Source organism: Nocardia amamiensis, from assembly GCF_015477605.1.
GTDB lineage: Bacteria > Actinomycetota > Actinomycetes > Mycobacteriales > Mycobacteriaceae > Nocardia > Nocardia amamiensis_A.
The window spans coordinates 100,507-114,590 of sequence record NZ_JADLQX010000016.1; the positions used below are offsets into that span (position 1 = coordinate 100,507).

Consider the following 14,084-nt stretch of genomic DNA (forward strand, 5'->3'; position numbering starts at 1 on the left):
ACGACCTCCCGGCCCGCCGCCGACGCCTAGCCATGGATACATCCTCGCGTAACCCTGTGCCCGGTCATAGGTTTCAGGCGAGATCGACCTCCTGGCGAGTGGTGTTGAGGCGGAAGTCCCGGTAACGCGGCTCGCCGATCACCCGCTGTCCCTCGTCGGTGATCTGCCAGCACGCGGCGGCGCGGCGGACCCACCCGAGGTAGGCGAGTGCGTGCATGGTGGCGCGTGTGGTGTGCTCCGAAAGCCCTGTGCGGATACGGATATCGGCGAAGGACATCGGCGTTGCCGAGATCGCGCCGAGCACCTTCGCCTGCGGCTCAGTGAGCGCCATCGGTTTTGTCTTCCGCGCGAACACCCTGCTGCCGCAGATATTCGGACGCGGTGCGCTTGCGCGGGCAGTCCGGGACGCAGTGCTCGTGAATCGCGATGATGCCGCGAGCCTGGCGGATGTCGATACCCGGCACCGCGGCGTCCTCACACCCTTCGCCGACGAGTCGTTTCCTCATCGCAACACCACCGATTCGCGCCCGAGCGCGGCGAGGAACTGATCACATCCGTGGCCGTCGTGGTAGGTGAGCACGAACCGGGCGTGCTCGAGGTTCTCGATCGCCGGATTCGTACAGGGCTGTGCCCGCCACCGGTCGAGCACGTCCGGGTGCGTGACCGGCGTCATCGGAAGCTCCTGCCGGGCCGCATGCGCCCTGCTTCGATGAGGATGTCGATAGCCGCGCCCTTGGCGCCGCAGGTGCGGGCGTCGCAGTCGATGTGTTCCTGGGTAACCCAGTGAGCCTCGTCCACCAGGTAGGGCATTCTCGGAGCGGCGTGCGGGCCTAGGGGTTCTGGCATTTCATCAGCGTGCTGGAGTTCGGGCCACTGGCGGCCCAGGTCGATCAGCCAGGGCAGCACCCAGAACAGAAGTAGCACCATCCCTACGACGGCGGCTGCGACGATCAATACGACTGCAAGCTCTTCGGGCATCTCGATACCCCTTGACGCGGTGGTTGTTCTATTGGATGGGGCACCCGACACCGAGGGCTCTGCATTTCGCCACCGGCAACACCTCGGCGTCGAGGGCCTGGCGTCGACGGTAAGGTTCGCGCCTCGCTTGATGGAAGCTTGTTGCGAAATGTTGCGGACCAACCGCCGATCCGGCAGCAACAACTTGAAATGTGCTGTAAGGCAAGCATGATGGTCGAGACATCTTCTCTGACCGAGGCTCGCGAGGCAGAACGATGGACTGAGCGGGCCGCAACTGTCCGCAACACGATAGGCAGGGGGCCAATCATGCGTTTGACGTTCATCGGCAAGGATCCGGCGTCGAACCCAAGCGGTTCACCAACCGTGTACCGCACCGATACAGGTTCATGGGTGGTGCAAGGATGGGAGATCACTGATCCCGCCACGCTCGCTCAGATGGACATCCCGGACGGCGAGACGTGCGTCGAGATCCCAGACCGGCTAGTCCAGTTCTTCAGGCAGGAAGAAAGTGACCTCGATCAGTGACGATGAGTTCGAGCAGCTGCTGACCGACTTCGAGCATGCGGCTGTCCATCTCGAAACCCGAGACGCGTATGGCACAGCAGTTGAGTTGCCGCACATGGCAAAGTGGGCGGTAGGCGAGGCCGACGACCTCGAATGGCTGCAAGATTGGTGTGCCACGCTGCGCAAGCACGTCGCGACCGGTCGCTCGGTGCGACGGGCTCGAATCGTCTCCGAGCCACTGAGCGACTATCAACGCTGGTCCTACAGCATCGCTTATCCAATGGTCGAAGCCGGCGAGGATATTCGTTGGGTACCGCGCAGTCGAGTGTCGTCGATCGCCATACCCGGCAACGACTTCTACCTGTTGGATGACCGATTGGTGGTGTTCCTTCACTACGCAGGCAATGGTCTCGGTGTCGACAAAGTGACATCGACAGACCCGCACGATATCCAGCTGTGCCGCGGCGCATTCGACGCGGTGTGGCAGGTGGCGATACCACACCGTGAGTACCAGCCCTTCTAGCTCCGCGCATGAAGCGCGGCGTGCGCTGGGTGGCCGGCTCCGCGACCTCCGCAAAGACGCGGGGCTGACCATCCGCCAACTCGGCGAAGCAACCAGCCAGCACTACACCCGAGTGTCGAAGATCGAGAACGGGGTTCAACAGCCAACCGATCAGGACATCCGCGAATGGTGCCGGATCTGCGACGCTATCGACGAAGTCCCGGACCTGATCGCCAGTCTCCGCGCGGTCGACTCCGCCTACCTGGAGTTCCGTCGCCAGTCCCGCGCAGGAATGAAGCGAGTCCTCGGCGCCCACACGTTGCAGCGGTACGAAAAAACGAAAGTGTTCCGCATCTACGAGCACAACGTCATCCCCGGCCTGTTCCAGACAGCCGAATACACCGCGGCAATGCTGTCGTTCTGGATCAAGTTTCTCGGCACCCCCAACGATGTCAAAGACGCCGTGGCAGTCCGGATAGAACGGCAGCGGATACTCCAGCGCGGCGGGAAACGGTTCGTGGTGCTGCTGGAGGAACAGGCGCTCCGCACGTGGTTCGGCACCGCCGAGGTGCAGGCAGGACAACTCGGCCGCCTGCTCGAGGTGATGGCGCTCCCGAACGTCTCGCTCGGTGTCATTCCATTGATGACCGAGCGGGATGCCGTTGCCTCCGCAGGGTTCTGGATTTTCGATGACGATCTCGTCGCACTCGAAACGCCCACGGCGAACATCCAGGTAACCCAGCCCGCCGAGTGTCACTTGTACATGCGCATGTTCGAGGTTCTCAAGAGCAGCGCGGTGTACGGCCGCGACGCCCGCGGCTTGATTGTCCAAGCGCTCGATGAGCTGAATGGCTAGGGCAACATTCGAGCATGAAGACCGTGCGCGGGTTCGCCGCCGTGTGAAATCACCACCGCCTATGATCGGCCACAAGGCCGCTAATCGGCAGCGGTCAGAGCTGTTACCGCCTGCGCCAGCCGGTCCCCGTCCGGAAGCTTCGCCTCTGGTGCGATGGTTTGCAGTATGCCGAGTCCCTGCACGAGTACAAAATACAGTTCCGCAATCGCTTCGGACTGGTCCTCGCTCAACTGCGGGTGCGCCTCTCGCAGGGCCTCCGCCATGTCCCGATACGCCCCGGGCAGGGTCTCGGCGAAGAATTTCCGCGATTCCGGCGACCGCGCCACACGCACCAGGTTTTCCATGCTCGCCAGCATGCTGTCGCGATTGTCGGTGAATACGGCGGGCATCGCATTCCACAGGGCGGCGAATGCGGCCAGCGGTGTAGCGCCGCCCTGGCGGATCAGCGCCTCCATGCTGTCGCCGATCGCGGTGCCGAGACCGTCGGTCAGTGCCTCGGTGATCAACTGCTCCTTCGAGCCGAAGTGGTAGCCGATCGCCGCCAGGCTCACCCCGGCGGCGGAGGCGATGTCACGGGCCGTGGCTTTGGCCACGCCCCGCTCGATGATGACTTTCCGTGCTCCCGCCAATAGATCCTCGCGATTTCCCATGACCACAGGCTACTATGTCTTAGACAAATGTACTAGACGCATGTACTAATTCCGCCACTTCCGAGCTATCGGCACCTCGGCGCGGGGGGAGCGCTGCGGGTGGATAGTCTCGTGCTGTGCGGCAGAAGATCATCCTGGACGTCGACACCGGCATCGACGATTCCCTCGCCCTGCTGTACCTGCTCGGCTCCCCCGAAGCCGAAATCGCGGGGATCGCCGCCACCGCGGGCAACGTGCCCGCGGCGCAGGTGGCGGCCAACAATCTCGCCTGGCTGGATATCTGCCACGCACCCGATATCGAGGTAGCGCTCGGCGCCGCCGACCCCTTGGCGATCCCGCTGCGCACCACCGAGGACACGCACGGGCCACAGGGCGTCGGGTACGCCGAACTGCCCGCGTCCGCACGCCGCCTCTCCTCGCGTTCGGCCGCGCAGATGTGGGCCGACCTGGCGCGTGCGCATCCCGGCAAGATTGTCGGGCTTTGCACCGGGCCGCTGACCAATCTCGCGCTCGCCCTGCGGATCGAGCCCGAGCTGCCGCTGTTGCTGCACCGCTTGGTGATCATGGGCGGCGCGTTCAACCACCCCGGCAACACGACGCCGACCAACGAATGGAACGTGCACGTCGATCCGGAGGCCGCAAAGGAGGTCTTCGACGCCTTCGCCGCGGCGCCGGCGGACCGCAGGCCGATCGTCTGCGCGCTCGACGTCACCGAGACCATCGAGATGCGACCCGAGCACCTGGTCCGTCTCGCCGAGCGCGCGAAAAGCTTTCCGCTGGAACACGTCTCGTCCGCAGAACCACCCGGGTCCCGCTCGGTCGCGAGCAATCCGATAGTCCGGCACGTCACCGACGCGGTGCGGTTCTACTTCGACTTCCACGACGGCTACGACCTGGGCTACCTCGCTCACATGCACGATCCGTTCGCGGCCGCGGTAGCGCTGGATCCGTCGCTCGCCCGCACCCGGCCCGCGACGGTGGACGTGGAGTTGGCCGGCACCATCACCCGCGCGACCACGGTCGCCGACTGGACGGGCATGTGGGGACGCGAACCGAACGCCGACATCGTGATCGGCACCGACCCGGAGCTCTTCTTCGAACGGATGATCACCCGGATCGGCGATTTCGCACGGACGGTCCACCCGCCCGCCGCCCAGGAGGTTCGGTGACCGGCGCCGACGACACCGATTACCTGTCCGCCTTCCGCACCGAGCTCGGACTGCCCGGAATAATCGACGTCCATACCCATTTCATGCCCGACCAGGTGCTGCGGAAGGTGTGGGCATACTTCGACTCGGCCGGTCCGCTGATCGGCCGCGCCTGGCCGATCGCTTACCGCGCCGACGAACAGGTCCGGTTGAAGACTTTGCGCGATTTCGGCGTCCGAGCCTTCACCGCGCTGGTGTACCCACACAAGCCGAACATGGCCGCATGGCTCAACGAATGGACCGCCGACTTCGCGGCGCGCACCCCGGATTGCCTGCACACCGCGACGTTCTTCCCCGAGCCGGAGGCCGAGAGCTACGTCGCCGCGGCCGTGCAGGACGGAGCCCGCGTCTTCAAAGCGCACGTCCAAGTCGGTGACTACCATCCTGGAGACCCGCTCTTGGAACCGGTTTGGGGCCTGCTGGAGGACGCACAGATCCCGATCGTGATCCATTGCGGTTCCGGACCGGCGCCGGGAACGCACACCGGAACGGAGCCGATTGCCGGTGTGCTGCAGCGCTTTCCACGCCTCCCGCTGATCATCGCGCACATGGGCACGCCCGAGTACTCCGAATTCCTCGACCTTGCCGAGGCCTACCCGAACCTCCGGCTCGACACCACCATGGTGTGGACCGATTTCTCCGAGGCCGACGCCCCCTACCCGATCGGCGAGCACAGCAGACTGCGATCCCTCGCCGACCGCATCCTCTTCGGCAGCGATTTCCCGAATATTCCGCACTCCTACGGCCATTCGGTCCACGCGCTGGAGCGGCTCGACCTCGGCGACGACTGGCTGCGTCAGGTCTGCTATCACAACGCGGCGACGTTGTTCGGCATCGAATGACCCGGTTCGACGCCGAAATGCCGATCAGGCTGCGACGACTGTGAACCGGGTGCGCCGATGGGCGGGCCGTTCCGCCTCATCGAGAAGCGCGACCGCGAAGTCCTCCATGGAAATCGCGGAGAGGCCGTCCGCACGCGCCAGCAATTCGTCCGTACCCAGACGGTAGGTCCCGGTTCGCTCGCCTGGCACCAGTTCGGCGGGCGGGCTCAGGTAGGTCCAGTCCGCGGCGGTATCGGCCCGGCACAGCGCGAGCTGATCGGCGCACGCCTGGGCGATACCGCGCAATTCCGCTGGGAAGTCCGGTGTTTCGTGCAGGGTCACATCACCCGCTCCCGGCACGGTCAGGGTGGCGGCGCCGCCGACGACGAGCAACCGGACGCCGGTGCGCGCCAGCCCAGCGAGCAGCACCGACGTGACCGTGGGCAGTTCGTGCTCGCGGCCGAGGGCGGGCCTCGTCGCCGTGATGACCAGATCCTGTCCGGTGCTGAGCGAAACCACGTCGTCGAGTCTCGACGCGTCGCCTTGCCGGACCAGCGCCTCCGCGGGAACGGTGGTCGCACGAGCCGGATCACGAACCACGGCGGTGACCTCATGCTCGCGTGCCAACGCCTCGGCCACCACCCGGCGCCCCACGTCACCTGCCGCACCGAACACCGTAATACGCATGATTTGGCACCCCCTTCCGTCCAATACTTAGCTCTAAGGAACATAGCTTAGCGGTGAGCTAACAGCGCTATGAGATAACTCACCGCTGAGCTATTCGTTAGAGTGCGGTGGTGACCGATCATGTCGACCGGGTGCTCGCACAGTGGCAGGCGCAGCGTCCTGACCTGGACGTCTCACCCATGGCCGTACTGGGACGCCTGACCAGGCTGTCCCAGCTGACCTGGGCCGAACTGCGCAAGACTTTCGCCGCGCACGGTCTGGACGCCGCGTCCTTCGATGTGCTGGCCACTCTGCGCCGCGCCGACCCGCCGCACTGCCTGACCCCGACCGAGCTGATGCGCGCCGCCATGGTCACCTCCGGCGCCATCACCCAGCGACTGGATCGACTCGAAGAGCGCGGACTGGTGCGCCGCTCGCGCAGCGAATTCGACGGGCGGGGAATCCGCGTCACGCTCACCGCCGCGGGCCACGAACTCATCGACGCGGCACTACCGGATCATGTGGCGACCGAGCGGCGTCTGCTCGAACCACTCAGCGCCGAGCAACGCGAGCAGCTGGCGGGCATGTTGCGCGCGTTGCTCGAATCGCTCGGCGACTCCCTTTGAGCGGCAGGCAGGTGTGGTACTACGCTGCGCCAACTCGCAACCGTTTCAAGGCGTCCGATGGAAATGGAAAGGACAGTGCGAGCCACCTCTGCCGATGGTGGTCGGCCGTTCGAAGCTGAACCGGTGCCGAGCCGGGTCGATAGCCTCGATCCAATTCGCGTCGAACTCGCACATCACCGGCGTCAATTCCGCCGCCGAGTGCGCGACGAGCACTTCGTGATAGAAGCAGCGCGTGACATCCACGTGGTAGGCGTGGTCGTCATCCGCAGGCCGCACGAAGGTGAATCCATCGCCGAAGGCGTAGCGCTCTCGCGCCTTCGATACCGCGACCATGGCGGCGAACGGATCCGGCGCGGCGTCCAGCATGGCCCGGGTGCCTGCGCGCACCGGAGCGCCGAGAGGTTCGACGAACGCGCGGCGCAGCGCCGCGATCGTCGCGGTGCGTCCCAACTTCGGACGCAGGATACGGTAGGCCACCACGAGCGCGAGAGTCATGCGCAGATTGTGGGCGGCAGGTTCGTCGACGATGCGGTGCCGGTTGGCGTCAACGGATTCATCGAGACGCGAACGCATTTCGGCGATGAGGCCGGAGTCGAGGTCGTACTCGCGTACGGTTGCCGCGATGTCATCGAAGAAGGCATCGATGATCGCGTCGGCATCGCCGGAGGCATCGGGGATGTAGTCGTCGCCGAGGTCGTAATGGCCGGTGTGCACAAGGGTGTCCTTTCGAGACTTTCGCCGGTCTCGAAACACAGCCACACCACCGAGGGCGGAGTCGGCCGTGCCCGCCACCGACGAGCACGCCAACGCGCTCCACCGACCTACCTGGCGCTGACGATCTGATTGATTCGTACCGTCGCAGCATGCCACGGGCACGGGTGGGCCGTCCACTCCGCACAGTCCCGGCACGGCATCCGCAAACGGCGGGACCGCGCGATCAGCGGCCGTCGAAGGCTCGCAATAGTTCCTCGGCGGCGAGAGCCGCGGTCAGGGTGCCGTCGCGAACCTGCTTCTCCACCTGCGCCCGAATCGCTTTCACGTCCGGGTTGTCCGCGAGCCTGCGCAGTAATTGATCGTGCACCATGGTCCAGGTCCAATCGACCTGCTGGCGGCGGCGCTTCTCGTCGAACTCCCCGGCTTCGGTGAGCACTCGGCGATGCTCGAGTACCGTGTCCCAGAACCGGTCCAGCCCGATCCCGTGCAACCCGCTCATGGTGAGCACCGGCGGACGCCACAGAGCGTCGTGCGGATGGATCAGGCGCAGCGCCCCGGCGAGTTCCCTGGCGGCGGCCTTGGCCTCGACTTCGTGTTTGCCGTCGGCCTTGTTCACCGCGACCACGTCCGCGAGTTCGAGCACGCCTTTCTTGATGCCCTGGAGCTGGTCACCGGTCCTGGCCAGGGTGAGGAAGCAGAACACGTCGACCATGTTCGCGACGGTGACCTCGGACTGACCCACGCCGACGGTCTCGACCAGGATCACGTCGTATCCCGCCGCTTCGAGCAGCACGATCGTTTCGCGCGTCGCCTTGGCGACGCCGCCGAGCGTGCCCGCCGTGGGCGAGGGGCGGATGTAGGCGTTGCGTTCCACCGACAGCCGCGCCATCCGGGTCTTGTCGCCGAGAATGGAGCCGCCGGTCCTGGTCGAGGACGGATCCACGGCGAGCACGGCGACCCGGTGCCCTGCATCGATCAGGTGCATGCCGAGCGCGTCGATAAAGGTGGATTTGCCCACGCCGGGAACGCCGGTGATGCCGACTCGGTTCGAGACCGGCCGCCCTCCGGGCGCCCCCGCCTCGGGCGTCACCTTCAGCAGCAGTTGTTGCGCCAGCGCTCGGTGATCGGCCCTGGTGGACTCCACCAACGTGATCGCCCGCGCCAGGGCGGCCCGCTCATTGGCACGGACCGCCGCGGCGAGCGCGTCGACGTCGATCGTCCGGCGCGCGGCCGCCTTCGCGGTGTGCCGCGCTGCTGAACCCGCTTCGCTCATTCCGTGGCGGCGGAATCCGCGGCGCCGCTACCGAGTTCGTGACCGAGTTCGGTGCCGAGCTTCTTCAGCAGGTCGATCGCCGCGTCGGCGATCACGGTGCCGGGCGGGAAGATCGCCGCGGCCCCGGCCTGGTAGAGCTCGTCGAAGTCACCGGGCGGGATGACGCCGCCGACGATGACCATGATGTCGGGGCGCCCGACATCGGCCAGGGCCTGCCGCAGGGCGGGCACCAGCGTGAGGTGGCCCGCCGCCAGCGACGACACCCCGACGACATGCACGTCGTTGTCGGCCGCCTGCTGCGCCACCTCTTCCGGGGTCTGGAACAGCGGGCCAACGTCGACGTCGAAGCCGAGGTCGGCGAAGGCCGTGGCGATCACCTTCTGTCCCCGGTCGTGGCCGTCCTGGCCCATCTTCGCGACGAGGATGCGCGGGCGGCGGCCCTCGGCCTCGGCGAACTCCTCGACCAGCTCGCTCGCCTTGGTGATGTTGGTGACCTTTCCTGCCTCGTCGCGGTACACACCGGACAGCGTACGGATCTCGGCCTGATGGCGTCCGTACACCTGTTCCAGTGCGTCGGAGATCTCGCCGACGGTGGCCTTGGCCCGTGCCGCGTCGATCGCCAGCGCGAGCAGGTTGTTCGCCATGCCGCCCTCGGAAGAGGCGGCGGCTCGGGTCAATTCGGCCAGCGCCCGGCGCACCGCGTCGGGATCCCGCTCGGCGCGCAGCCGCTGCAGCTTCTCCAGCTGCTCGGCGCGTACCCGGGAGTTGTCGACCTTGAGAACCTCGACTTCGTGATCCTCTTCGACCTGATACTTGTTGACGCCGATGACCGGCTGCTGACCGGTGTCGATGCGCGCTTGGGTGCGCGCGGCGGCCTCCTCGATGCGCAGCTTCGGGATGCCCTCGCCGATCGCCTGCGCCATGCCGCCGTGCGCCTCGACCTCGGCGATGTGCGCACGCGCCCGGTTGGCCAGCTGGTGGGTGAGCCACTCGACGTAGTACGAACCGCCCCACGGGTCGATCGGGCGGGTGGTGCCCGACTCCTGCTGGATGAGCAGCTGCGTGTTGCGGGCGATGCGGGCGGAGAAGTCCGTCGGCAGCGCCAGTGCCTCGTCGAGTGCGTTGGTGTGCAGCGACTGGGTGTGGCCCTGCGTGGCGGCCATCGCCTCGATGCAGGTGCGCGCCACGTTGTTGTAGGCGTCCTGGGCGGTGAGCGACCAGCCGGAGGTCTGCGAATGGGTGCGCAGCGACAGCGATTTCGCGCTCTTCGGGTTGAATTTCGCGACCAGCTCGCTCCACAGCAGGCGCCCGGCGCGCAGCTTCGCGACCTCCATGAAGAAGTTCATGCCGATGGCCCAGAAGAACGACAGCCGCGGCGCGAACTCGTCGACCGCCATGCCCGCGTCGATGCCGGCGCGGATGTACTCCACGCCGTCGGCGAGGGTGTAGGCCAGCTCCAGGTCGGCGGTCGCGCCCGCTTCCTGGATGTGATAGCCGGAGATGGAGATCGAGTTGAACTTCGGCATCTTCGCGCTGGTATAGGCGAAGATGTCGGAGATGATCCGCATCGAGGGCTTCGGCGGATAGATGTAGGTGTTGCGGACCATGAACTCCTTCAGAATGTCGTTCTGAATGGTTCCGGCCAGCTGCTCGGGCGCGACGCCCTGTTCCTCCGCGGCCACGACGTACAGCGCCAGGATCGGCAGCACCGCGCCGTTCATCGTCATCGACACGCTGACCTGGTCCAGCGGGATGTGGTCGAACAGCTGGCGCATGTCCAGGATCGAGTCGATGGCCACGCCCGCCATGCCGACGTCACCCTGCACGCGCGGGTGGTCGGAGTCGTAGCCGCGGTGCGTCGCCAAGTCGAACGCCACCGACAGGCCCTTCTGGCCCGCTTGCAGGTTGCGCCGGTAGAAGGCGTTGGAGTCCGCGGCGGTGGAGAAGCCCGCGTACTGGCGGATGGTCCACGGCTGATTGACGTACATCGTGGGGTACGGCCCGCGCACGAACGGCGCGACGCCGGGCACGCTGTCGAGCGGATACCCTTCGGCCGCAATGGCATCCCGGTCGGCCTTGGTGAACACCGGCGGCACGTCGATGCCTTCGGGCGTCGACCACACCAGCTGCTCGGGGGCGTACCGGTTGGCCGCCGCGGCAGCCCGCACGTAGGCCGCCACCTGCGCCGCGTCGACCGCGGCCGGCTCCGGCGCGCGCTCGGTCAGCGGAACCTCGGCGAAACTGCCGATCACGTGCTTGATCTCACGAGTAGTCATCAGGCTCCCACCTTCTCCAGCAGGCCGGACAGCGCGGCGACCGCGTCGATGCGCGCGGCGAGGAATCCGTCGGGGCGTCGCGCGTCGTCCAGGTCGGCGACGGCCTTCGCGGCACCGGCCAGCAGCACGGTGGGTACGCCCGCGGCACGCAACTGCTCCACCGCCGCACCCGCCTCGGCCCCGTACCGCGCGTCCGACCCGCACAGCACCGCGATCGGCGCACCGGATCCAGTTGCCGCCGCGGCGATTCCGCTCACCTCGAGCGGGCCGGGATTGATCGACTCGATCCCGCCCGAAGCCAGGAGGTTCGCGACGAAGGTGACCCGGACGTTGTGCTCGGCGACCGAACCGAGCGGCACCAGCAGCGCTTTCGGCCGGGTGCCGTGTTCGGCCAGGTAGTCGTCGGACCGGTTGCGCAACTGCTCGAACGCGGCGCCGTAGCGGGCGACCCGGCCCGGCTGCCTTGCGGCCTCCGACAGCGGCCGCTCGGCCAGGTTCGGGAATTCGTTCACGCCGGTGACGGCGGCTTTCCGGTGCGCGACATCGGCGTCGCGGGCGATCTTGGTCGCGGTGATCCGCTCGGCGAGCAGACCCGACTCGAGCGCGGCCGGGTAGCCACCGGCCGCCTCGATCTCCTGCAGGAATTCCCACGCCTTCGCCGCCAGCGCGGCGGTGAGGTCCTCGACGTACCAGGAGCCCGCGCCGGGGTCGAGCACGTGGCCCAGATGCGATTCCTCGAGCAGCAGCAGCTGGGTGTTGCGCGCCATACGGTCGGCGAACGACTTCGAGACGCCGAGTTCGCCGGGCGGCAGGGCGGAGTCGAACGGAAGCACGGTGACGGTATCCGCGCCGCCGACGCCGGCCCCGAACGCGGCGAGGGTGGTGCGCAGCATGTTCACCCAGGGATCACGCTGGCTCATCATGGCAGCCGAGGTGACCGCGTGCTGGGGTGCGCCGCCGAAATTCGGTGCTCCGCACACCTGCGCGACACGCGCCCAGAGTTGCCTGGCGGCACGGAACTTCGCGATGGTGGCGAACTGGTCGTCGGTGGCGGCGAAGCGGAATTCCAGCTGACCGAGCGCGTCGGCGAGGTCCAAGCCCTCGGTGAGCGCCCGGACGTAGGCCAGTCCGGCCGCGACGGCCGCGCCCAGTTCCTGGGCGTCGGAGGCTCCCGCGTCGTGGAAGACGGTGCCGTCCACGGTGATCGCGCGCACCGTCTCCGGCCGCCCCGCCGCCCGCCCGGCGAGTGCGCAGGCCTCCGCGAGACCGATGTCGGCGAGGCCGGCGAATCGACTGGTCAGCGGCGCGGCGCCGAGCGCGACCCGGATGTCCTCGCGCGCGGGGGCCGCATAGCCGTCGAGCACCGCGAACACCTGATCCGCCGCCGCGGCGGTGGCGCCCCCCGCGTTCAGGGTGAGCGGAGCCAGCTCGAACAGCAGTCCCGCCAATGCCGTCGGCAGCTCGGCCACCGGCACGCCGCGTTCGCCGGCACTCAGCCAGATCGCGCTGATCCCGTTCTCCAGCCCGGCCAAAATCTCCCGGTTGGCCGCCGCGGCATCACGATCACTCACTTGGTCGCTGACGAACCACCCTCGGTGCACGTCCCGGGTGGCGTCGCGTCCGCGGACGAACGGGAAGGTTCCGGGCAGCGGCTGCTCGGGCAACTCGTCACGACGGGTGTAGAGCGGGGCAACGGTCAGTCCGTCGTAGGTGGTCTCGTCGAGCAGCCGCTCGGGCTCCTCGGGAAGTTCGGTGACATCGACCCGGCGAGCCTTCGCCAGGACTCCGGCGACACCCTTGCGCCATGCGGCGAACTCGGGCACCGGATCCGCCCCAGAATCTGAAGCAATCGGCATAGCTTGCTGTTCCTCTTCCTCGACACGAGCGCACCGGCAGTGTGCACCCGATACCCGTGCATTCGCCCAGCTCAGCGACTACTTCGGTTAACGAGCATTCGTCCGTTTCTCCTGATGCTAGCGGGCCGATTCCGGGCCGGTTGACCCTGCCCGCCACTACCAACCGGTAACCTGTGGCCGGTGAGGAGGCTGATCCGTGACCCGCGTATCGTCGCGCTGATCCTCGGCGCGGCCGCGTTGTTCGGCGCGGCGCTGCTGGTTCCGCTGCCGGGTCCACGCCAGATCCAGGAGTGGGCGGCCTCGGTCGGCCCGGCCTTTCCGCTCCTATTCTTCCTCGTCCATACGCTGGTGACGGTGGCGCCGATCCCCCGCACAGTGTTCACCGTGAGCGCGGGACTGCTGTTCGGTCCGTTGCTAGGCATCACGCTCGCGGTGAGCGCCACGACCGTCAGTGCGGCGCTGGCCATCCTGCTCGTGCGCGCGCTGGACCGCGATCAAGTCACCGCCCGGCTCACCCATCCCGCGGTGCGCGCCATCGACGACCGGCTGGCGCGCCGGGGCTGGCTGGCCGTCGGCTCGCTGCGGCTCATCGCGGCGGTGCCGTTCTCGGTGATCAACTACTGCTGCGGGTTGTCCTCGATCCGCTTCTGGCCGTACCTGACCGCCACGCTGCTGGGCGTGCTGCCCGGCACGATCGGCACGGTCATCCTCGGCGACGCGCTCACCGGGACGACGCATCCGGCGATGCTGGTGCTGTCCGGCGTCTGTCTCGCGATCGGCCTCGCCGGGCTGCTCGTCGACGCACGATGGAAGACCGTGCCGAAGGCGTCCGCCGAGTCCGTGCCGGTCTCGTCCTAGGCGGCTGCCTCGCCTTCGCTCGGCCCGGCGCACAAACGGCCACCTCGAGCCTTCGCTCGGCCCGGCGCATGAACGGCTGCCTCGAGCCTTCGCTCGGCCCGGCGCACAAACGGCCACCTCGAGCCTTCGCTCGACCCGGCGCATAAACGGCTGCCTCGAGCCTCCACTCAGCCCAGCCCACAAACGGCCACCTCGAGCCTCCAGTCAGCCCAGCGCATAAGCGGCTGCCTCGAGCCTCCACTCAGCCCAGCGCATGAGCGGCTGCCTCGAGCCTTCGCACCACCCAGGGCACAAGC

17 protein-coding genes are annotated in these 14,084 nt (G+C 67.3%); 7 read left to right on the forward strand and 10 right to left on the reverse strand.

The annotated features are described in order from the left end of the window. Positions 1-73 precede the first annotated feature (73 nt). The 4 genes from IU459_RS21670 to IU459_RS21685 are packed head-to-tail and all read right to left on the reverse strand — an operon-like array spanning position 74 to position 978. Positions 74-331, reverse strand: coding sequence for a hypothetical protein (locus IU459_RS21670; protein WP_195131383.1), 258 nt, complete (start codon positions 329-331; stop codon positions 74-76). Further along, positions 318-506 (reverse strand): hypothetical protein, encoded by a 189-nt coding sequence (locus IU459_RS21675; RefSeq protein WP_195131384.1) that lies wholly within the window; start codon positions 504-506, stop codon positions 318-320. The genes IU459_RS21670 and IU459_RS21675 overlap by 14 nt, the downstream gene beginning before the upstream one ends. Then, entirely contained in the window at positions 503-673 is a 171-nt protein-coding gene (locus IU459_RS21680) for a hypothetical protein (RefSeq protein ID WP_195131385.1), read from the reverse strand. The genes IU459_RS21675 and IU459_RS21680 overlap by 4 nt, the downstream gene beginning before the upstream one ends. Next, positions 670-978, reverse strand: a complete 309-nt coding sequence (locus tag IU459_RS21685; RefSeq protein WP_195131386.1) for a hypothetical protein — start codon at positions 976-978, stop codon at positions 670-672. The genes IU459_RS21680 and IU459_RS21685 overlap by 4 nt, the downstream gene beginning before the upstream one ends. A gap of 306 nt (positions 979-1,284) precedes the next feature. Between IU459_RS21685 and IU459_RS21690 the strand changes: the two genes are divergently transcribed. The 3 genes from IU459_RS21690 to IU459_RS21700 are packed head-to-tail and all read left to right on the forward strand — an operon-like array spanning position 1,285 to position 2,840. Further along, positions 1,285-1,503, forward strand: a complete 219-nt coding sequence (locus IU459_RS21690) for a hypothetical protein (protein WP_195131482.1) — start codon at positions 1,285-1,287, stop codon at positions 1,501-1,503. Then, entirely contained in the window at positions 1,487-2,005 is a 519-nt protein-coding gene (locus IU459_RS21695) for a DUF6879 family protein (protein ID WP_195131387.1), read from the forward strand. Before IU459_RS21690 ends, IU459_RS21695 begins: the two co-directional genes overlap by 17 nt. Next, a complete protein-coding gene (locus tag IU459_RS21700; protein ID WP_195131388.1) occupies positions 1,986-2,840 on the forward strand; it encodes a helix-turn-helix domain-containing protein in 855 nt (284 codons plus the stop codon). The genes IU459_RS21695 and IU459_RS21700 overlap by 20 nt, the downstream gene beginning before the upstream one ends. A gap of 80 nt (positions 2,841-2,920) precedes the next feature. Here the strand turns inward: IU459_RS21700 and IU459_RS21705 are convergent, their stop codons facing one another. After that, positions 2,921-3,490 (reverse strand): TetR/AcrR family transcriptional regulator, encoded by a 570-nt coding sequence (locus IU459_RS21705; protein WP_195131389.1) that lies wholly within the window; start codon positions 3,488-3,490, stop codon positions 2,921-2,923. Positions 3,491-3,606: 116 nt separating this feature from the next. On the opposite strand from IU459_RS21705, the gene IU459_RS21710 reads away from it, so the two are divergent. Together IU459_RS21710 and IU459_RS21715 are read left to right on the forward strand one after the other, a co-directional pair. After that, positions 3,607-4,659, forward strand: coding sequence for a nucleoside hydrolase (locus IU459_RS21710; RefSeq protein ID WP_195131390.1), 1,053 nt, complete (start codon positions 3,607-3,609; stop codon positions 4,657-4,659). Further along, complete coding sequence (locus tag IU459_RS21715) at positions 4,656-5,540, forward strand: amidohydrolase family protein (protein ID WP_195131391.1); 885 nt, start codon at positions 4,656-4,658, stop codon at positions 5,538-5,540. Before IU459_RS21710 ends, IU459_RS21715 begins: the two co-directional genes overlap by 4 nt. Positions 5,541-5,564: 24 nt before the next feature. Here IU459_RS21715 and IU459_RS21720 read toward each other — a convergent pair whose 3' ends face one another. Further along, complete coding sequence (locus IU459_RS21720) at positions 5,565-6,206, reverse strand: NAD(P)-dependent oxidoreductase (RefSeq protein WP_195131392.1); 642 nt, start codon at positions 6,204-6,206, stop codon at positions 5,565-5,567. A 110-nt stretch (positions 6,207-6,316) separates the two neighbouring features. Here IU459_RS21720 and IU459_RS21725 point away from each other — a divergent pair, with 110 nt between their 5' ends. Continuing rightward, positions 6,317-6,811, forward strand: a complete 495-nt coding sequence (locus IU459_RS21725; RefSeq protein WP_195131393.1) for a MarR family winged helix-turn-helix transcriptional regulator — start codon at positions 6,317-6,319, stop codon at positions 6,809-6,811. A gap of 45 nt (positions 6,812-6,856) precedes the next feature. Here the strand turns inward: IU459_RS21725 and IU459_RS21730 are convergent, their stop codons facing one another. The 4 genes from IU459_RS21730 to IU459_RS21745 form a co-directional block, all read right to left on the reverse strand. Further along, positions 6,857-7,525, reverse strand: coding sequence for an L-2-amino-thiazoline-4-carboxylic acid hydrolase (locus tag IU459_RS21730; RefSeq protein WP_195131394.1), 669 nt, complete (start codon positions 7,523-7,525; stop codon positions 6,857-6,859). A 223-nt stretch (positions 7,526-7,748) separates the two neighbouring features. Then, complete coding sequence (gene meaB, locus IU459_RS21735) at positions 7,749-8,798, reverse strand: methylmalonyl Co-A mutase-associated GTPase MeaB (protein ID WP_195131395.1); 1,050 nt, start codon at positions 8,796-8,798, stop codon at positions 7,749-7,751. Next, on the reverse strand, positions 8,795-11,074 hold the full coding sequence (gene scpA, locus IU459_RS21740; RefSeq protein ID WP_195131396.1) for a methylmalonyl-CoA mutase: 2,280 nt from the start codon (positions 11,072-11,074) through the stop codon (positions 8,795-8,797). The genes meaB and scpA overlap by 4 nt, the downstream gene beginning before the upstream one ends. After that, the gene (locus IU459_RS21745) at positions 11,074-12,930 is read right to left on the reverse strand and encodes a methylmalonyl-CoA mutase family protein (RefSeq protein ID WP_195131397.1); all 1,857 of its coding nucleotides are present in this window, start codon (positions 12,928-12,930) and stop codon (positions 11,074-11,076) included. Before IU459_RS21745 ends, scpA begins: the two co-directional genes overlap by 1 nt. A 180-nt stretch (positions 12,931-13,110) precedes the next feature. On the opposite strand from IU459_RS21745, the gene IU459_RS21750 reads away from it, so the two are divergent. Further along, positions 13,111-13,788 carry a TVP38/TMEM64 family protein gene (locus IU459_RS21750; protein WP_195131398.1) on the forward strand — a complete coding sequence of 226 codons (678 nt, stop codon included), beginning with the start codon at positions 13,111-13,113 and terminating at the stop codon, positions 13,786-13,788. The last annotated feature ends 296 nt before the right edge of the window (positions 13,789-14,084 follow it).

Excerpts from the sequence above, each read along its gene's own strand:
- IU459_RS21670 (WP_195131383.1), bottom strand. The coding sequence starts at position 331 with ATGGCGCTCACTGAGCCGCAGGCGAAGGTGCTCGGCGCGATCTCGGCA.
- IU459_RS21675 (WP_195131384.1), bottom strand. The coding sequence starts at position 506 with ATGAGGAAACGACTCGTCGGCGAAGGGTGTGAGGACGCCGCGGTGCCG.
- IU459_RS21680 (WP_195131385.1), bottom strand. The coding sequence starts at position 673 with ATGACGCCGGTCACGCACCCGGACGTGCTCGACCGGTGGCGGGCACAG.
- IU459_RS21685 (WP_195131386.1), bottom strand. The coding sequence starts at position 978 with ATGCCCGAAGAGCTTGCAGTCGTATTGATCGTCGCAGCCGCCGTCGTA.
- IU459_RS21690 (WP_195131482.1), top strand. The coding sequence starts at position 1,285 with ATGCGTTTGACGTTCATCGGCAAGGATCCGGCGTCGAACCCAAGCGGT.
- IU459_RS21705 (WP_195131389.1), bottom strand. The coding sequence starts at position 3,490 with ATGGGAAATCGCGAGGATCTATTGGCGGGAGCACGGAAAGTCATCATC.
- IU459_RS21720 (WP_195131392.1), bottom strand. The coding sequence starts at position 6,206 with ATGCGTATTACGGTGTTCGGTGCGGCAGGTGACGTGGGGCGCCGGGTG.
- meaB (WP_195131395.1), bottom strand. The coding sequence starts at position 8,798 with ATGAGCGAAGCGGGTTCAGCAGCGCGGCACACCGCGAAGGCGGCCGCG.
- scpA (WP_195131396.1), bottom strand. The coding sequence starts at position 11,074 with ATGACTACTCGTGAGATCAAGCACGTGATCGGCAGTTTCGCCGAGGTT.
- IU459_RS21745 (WP_195131397.1), bottom strand. The coding sequence starts at position 12,930 with ATGCCGATTGCTTCAGATTCTGGGGCGGATCCGGTGCCCGAGTTCGCC.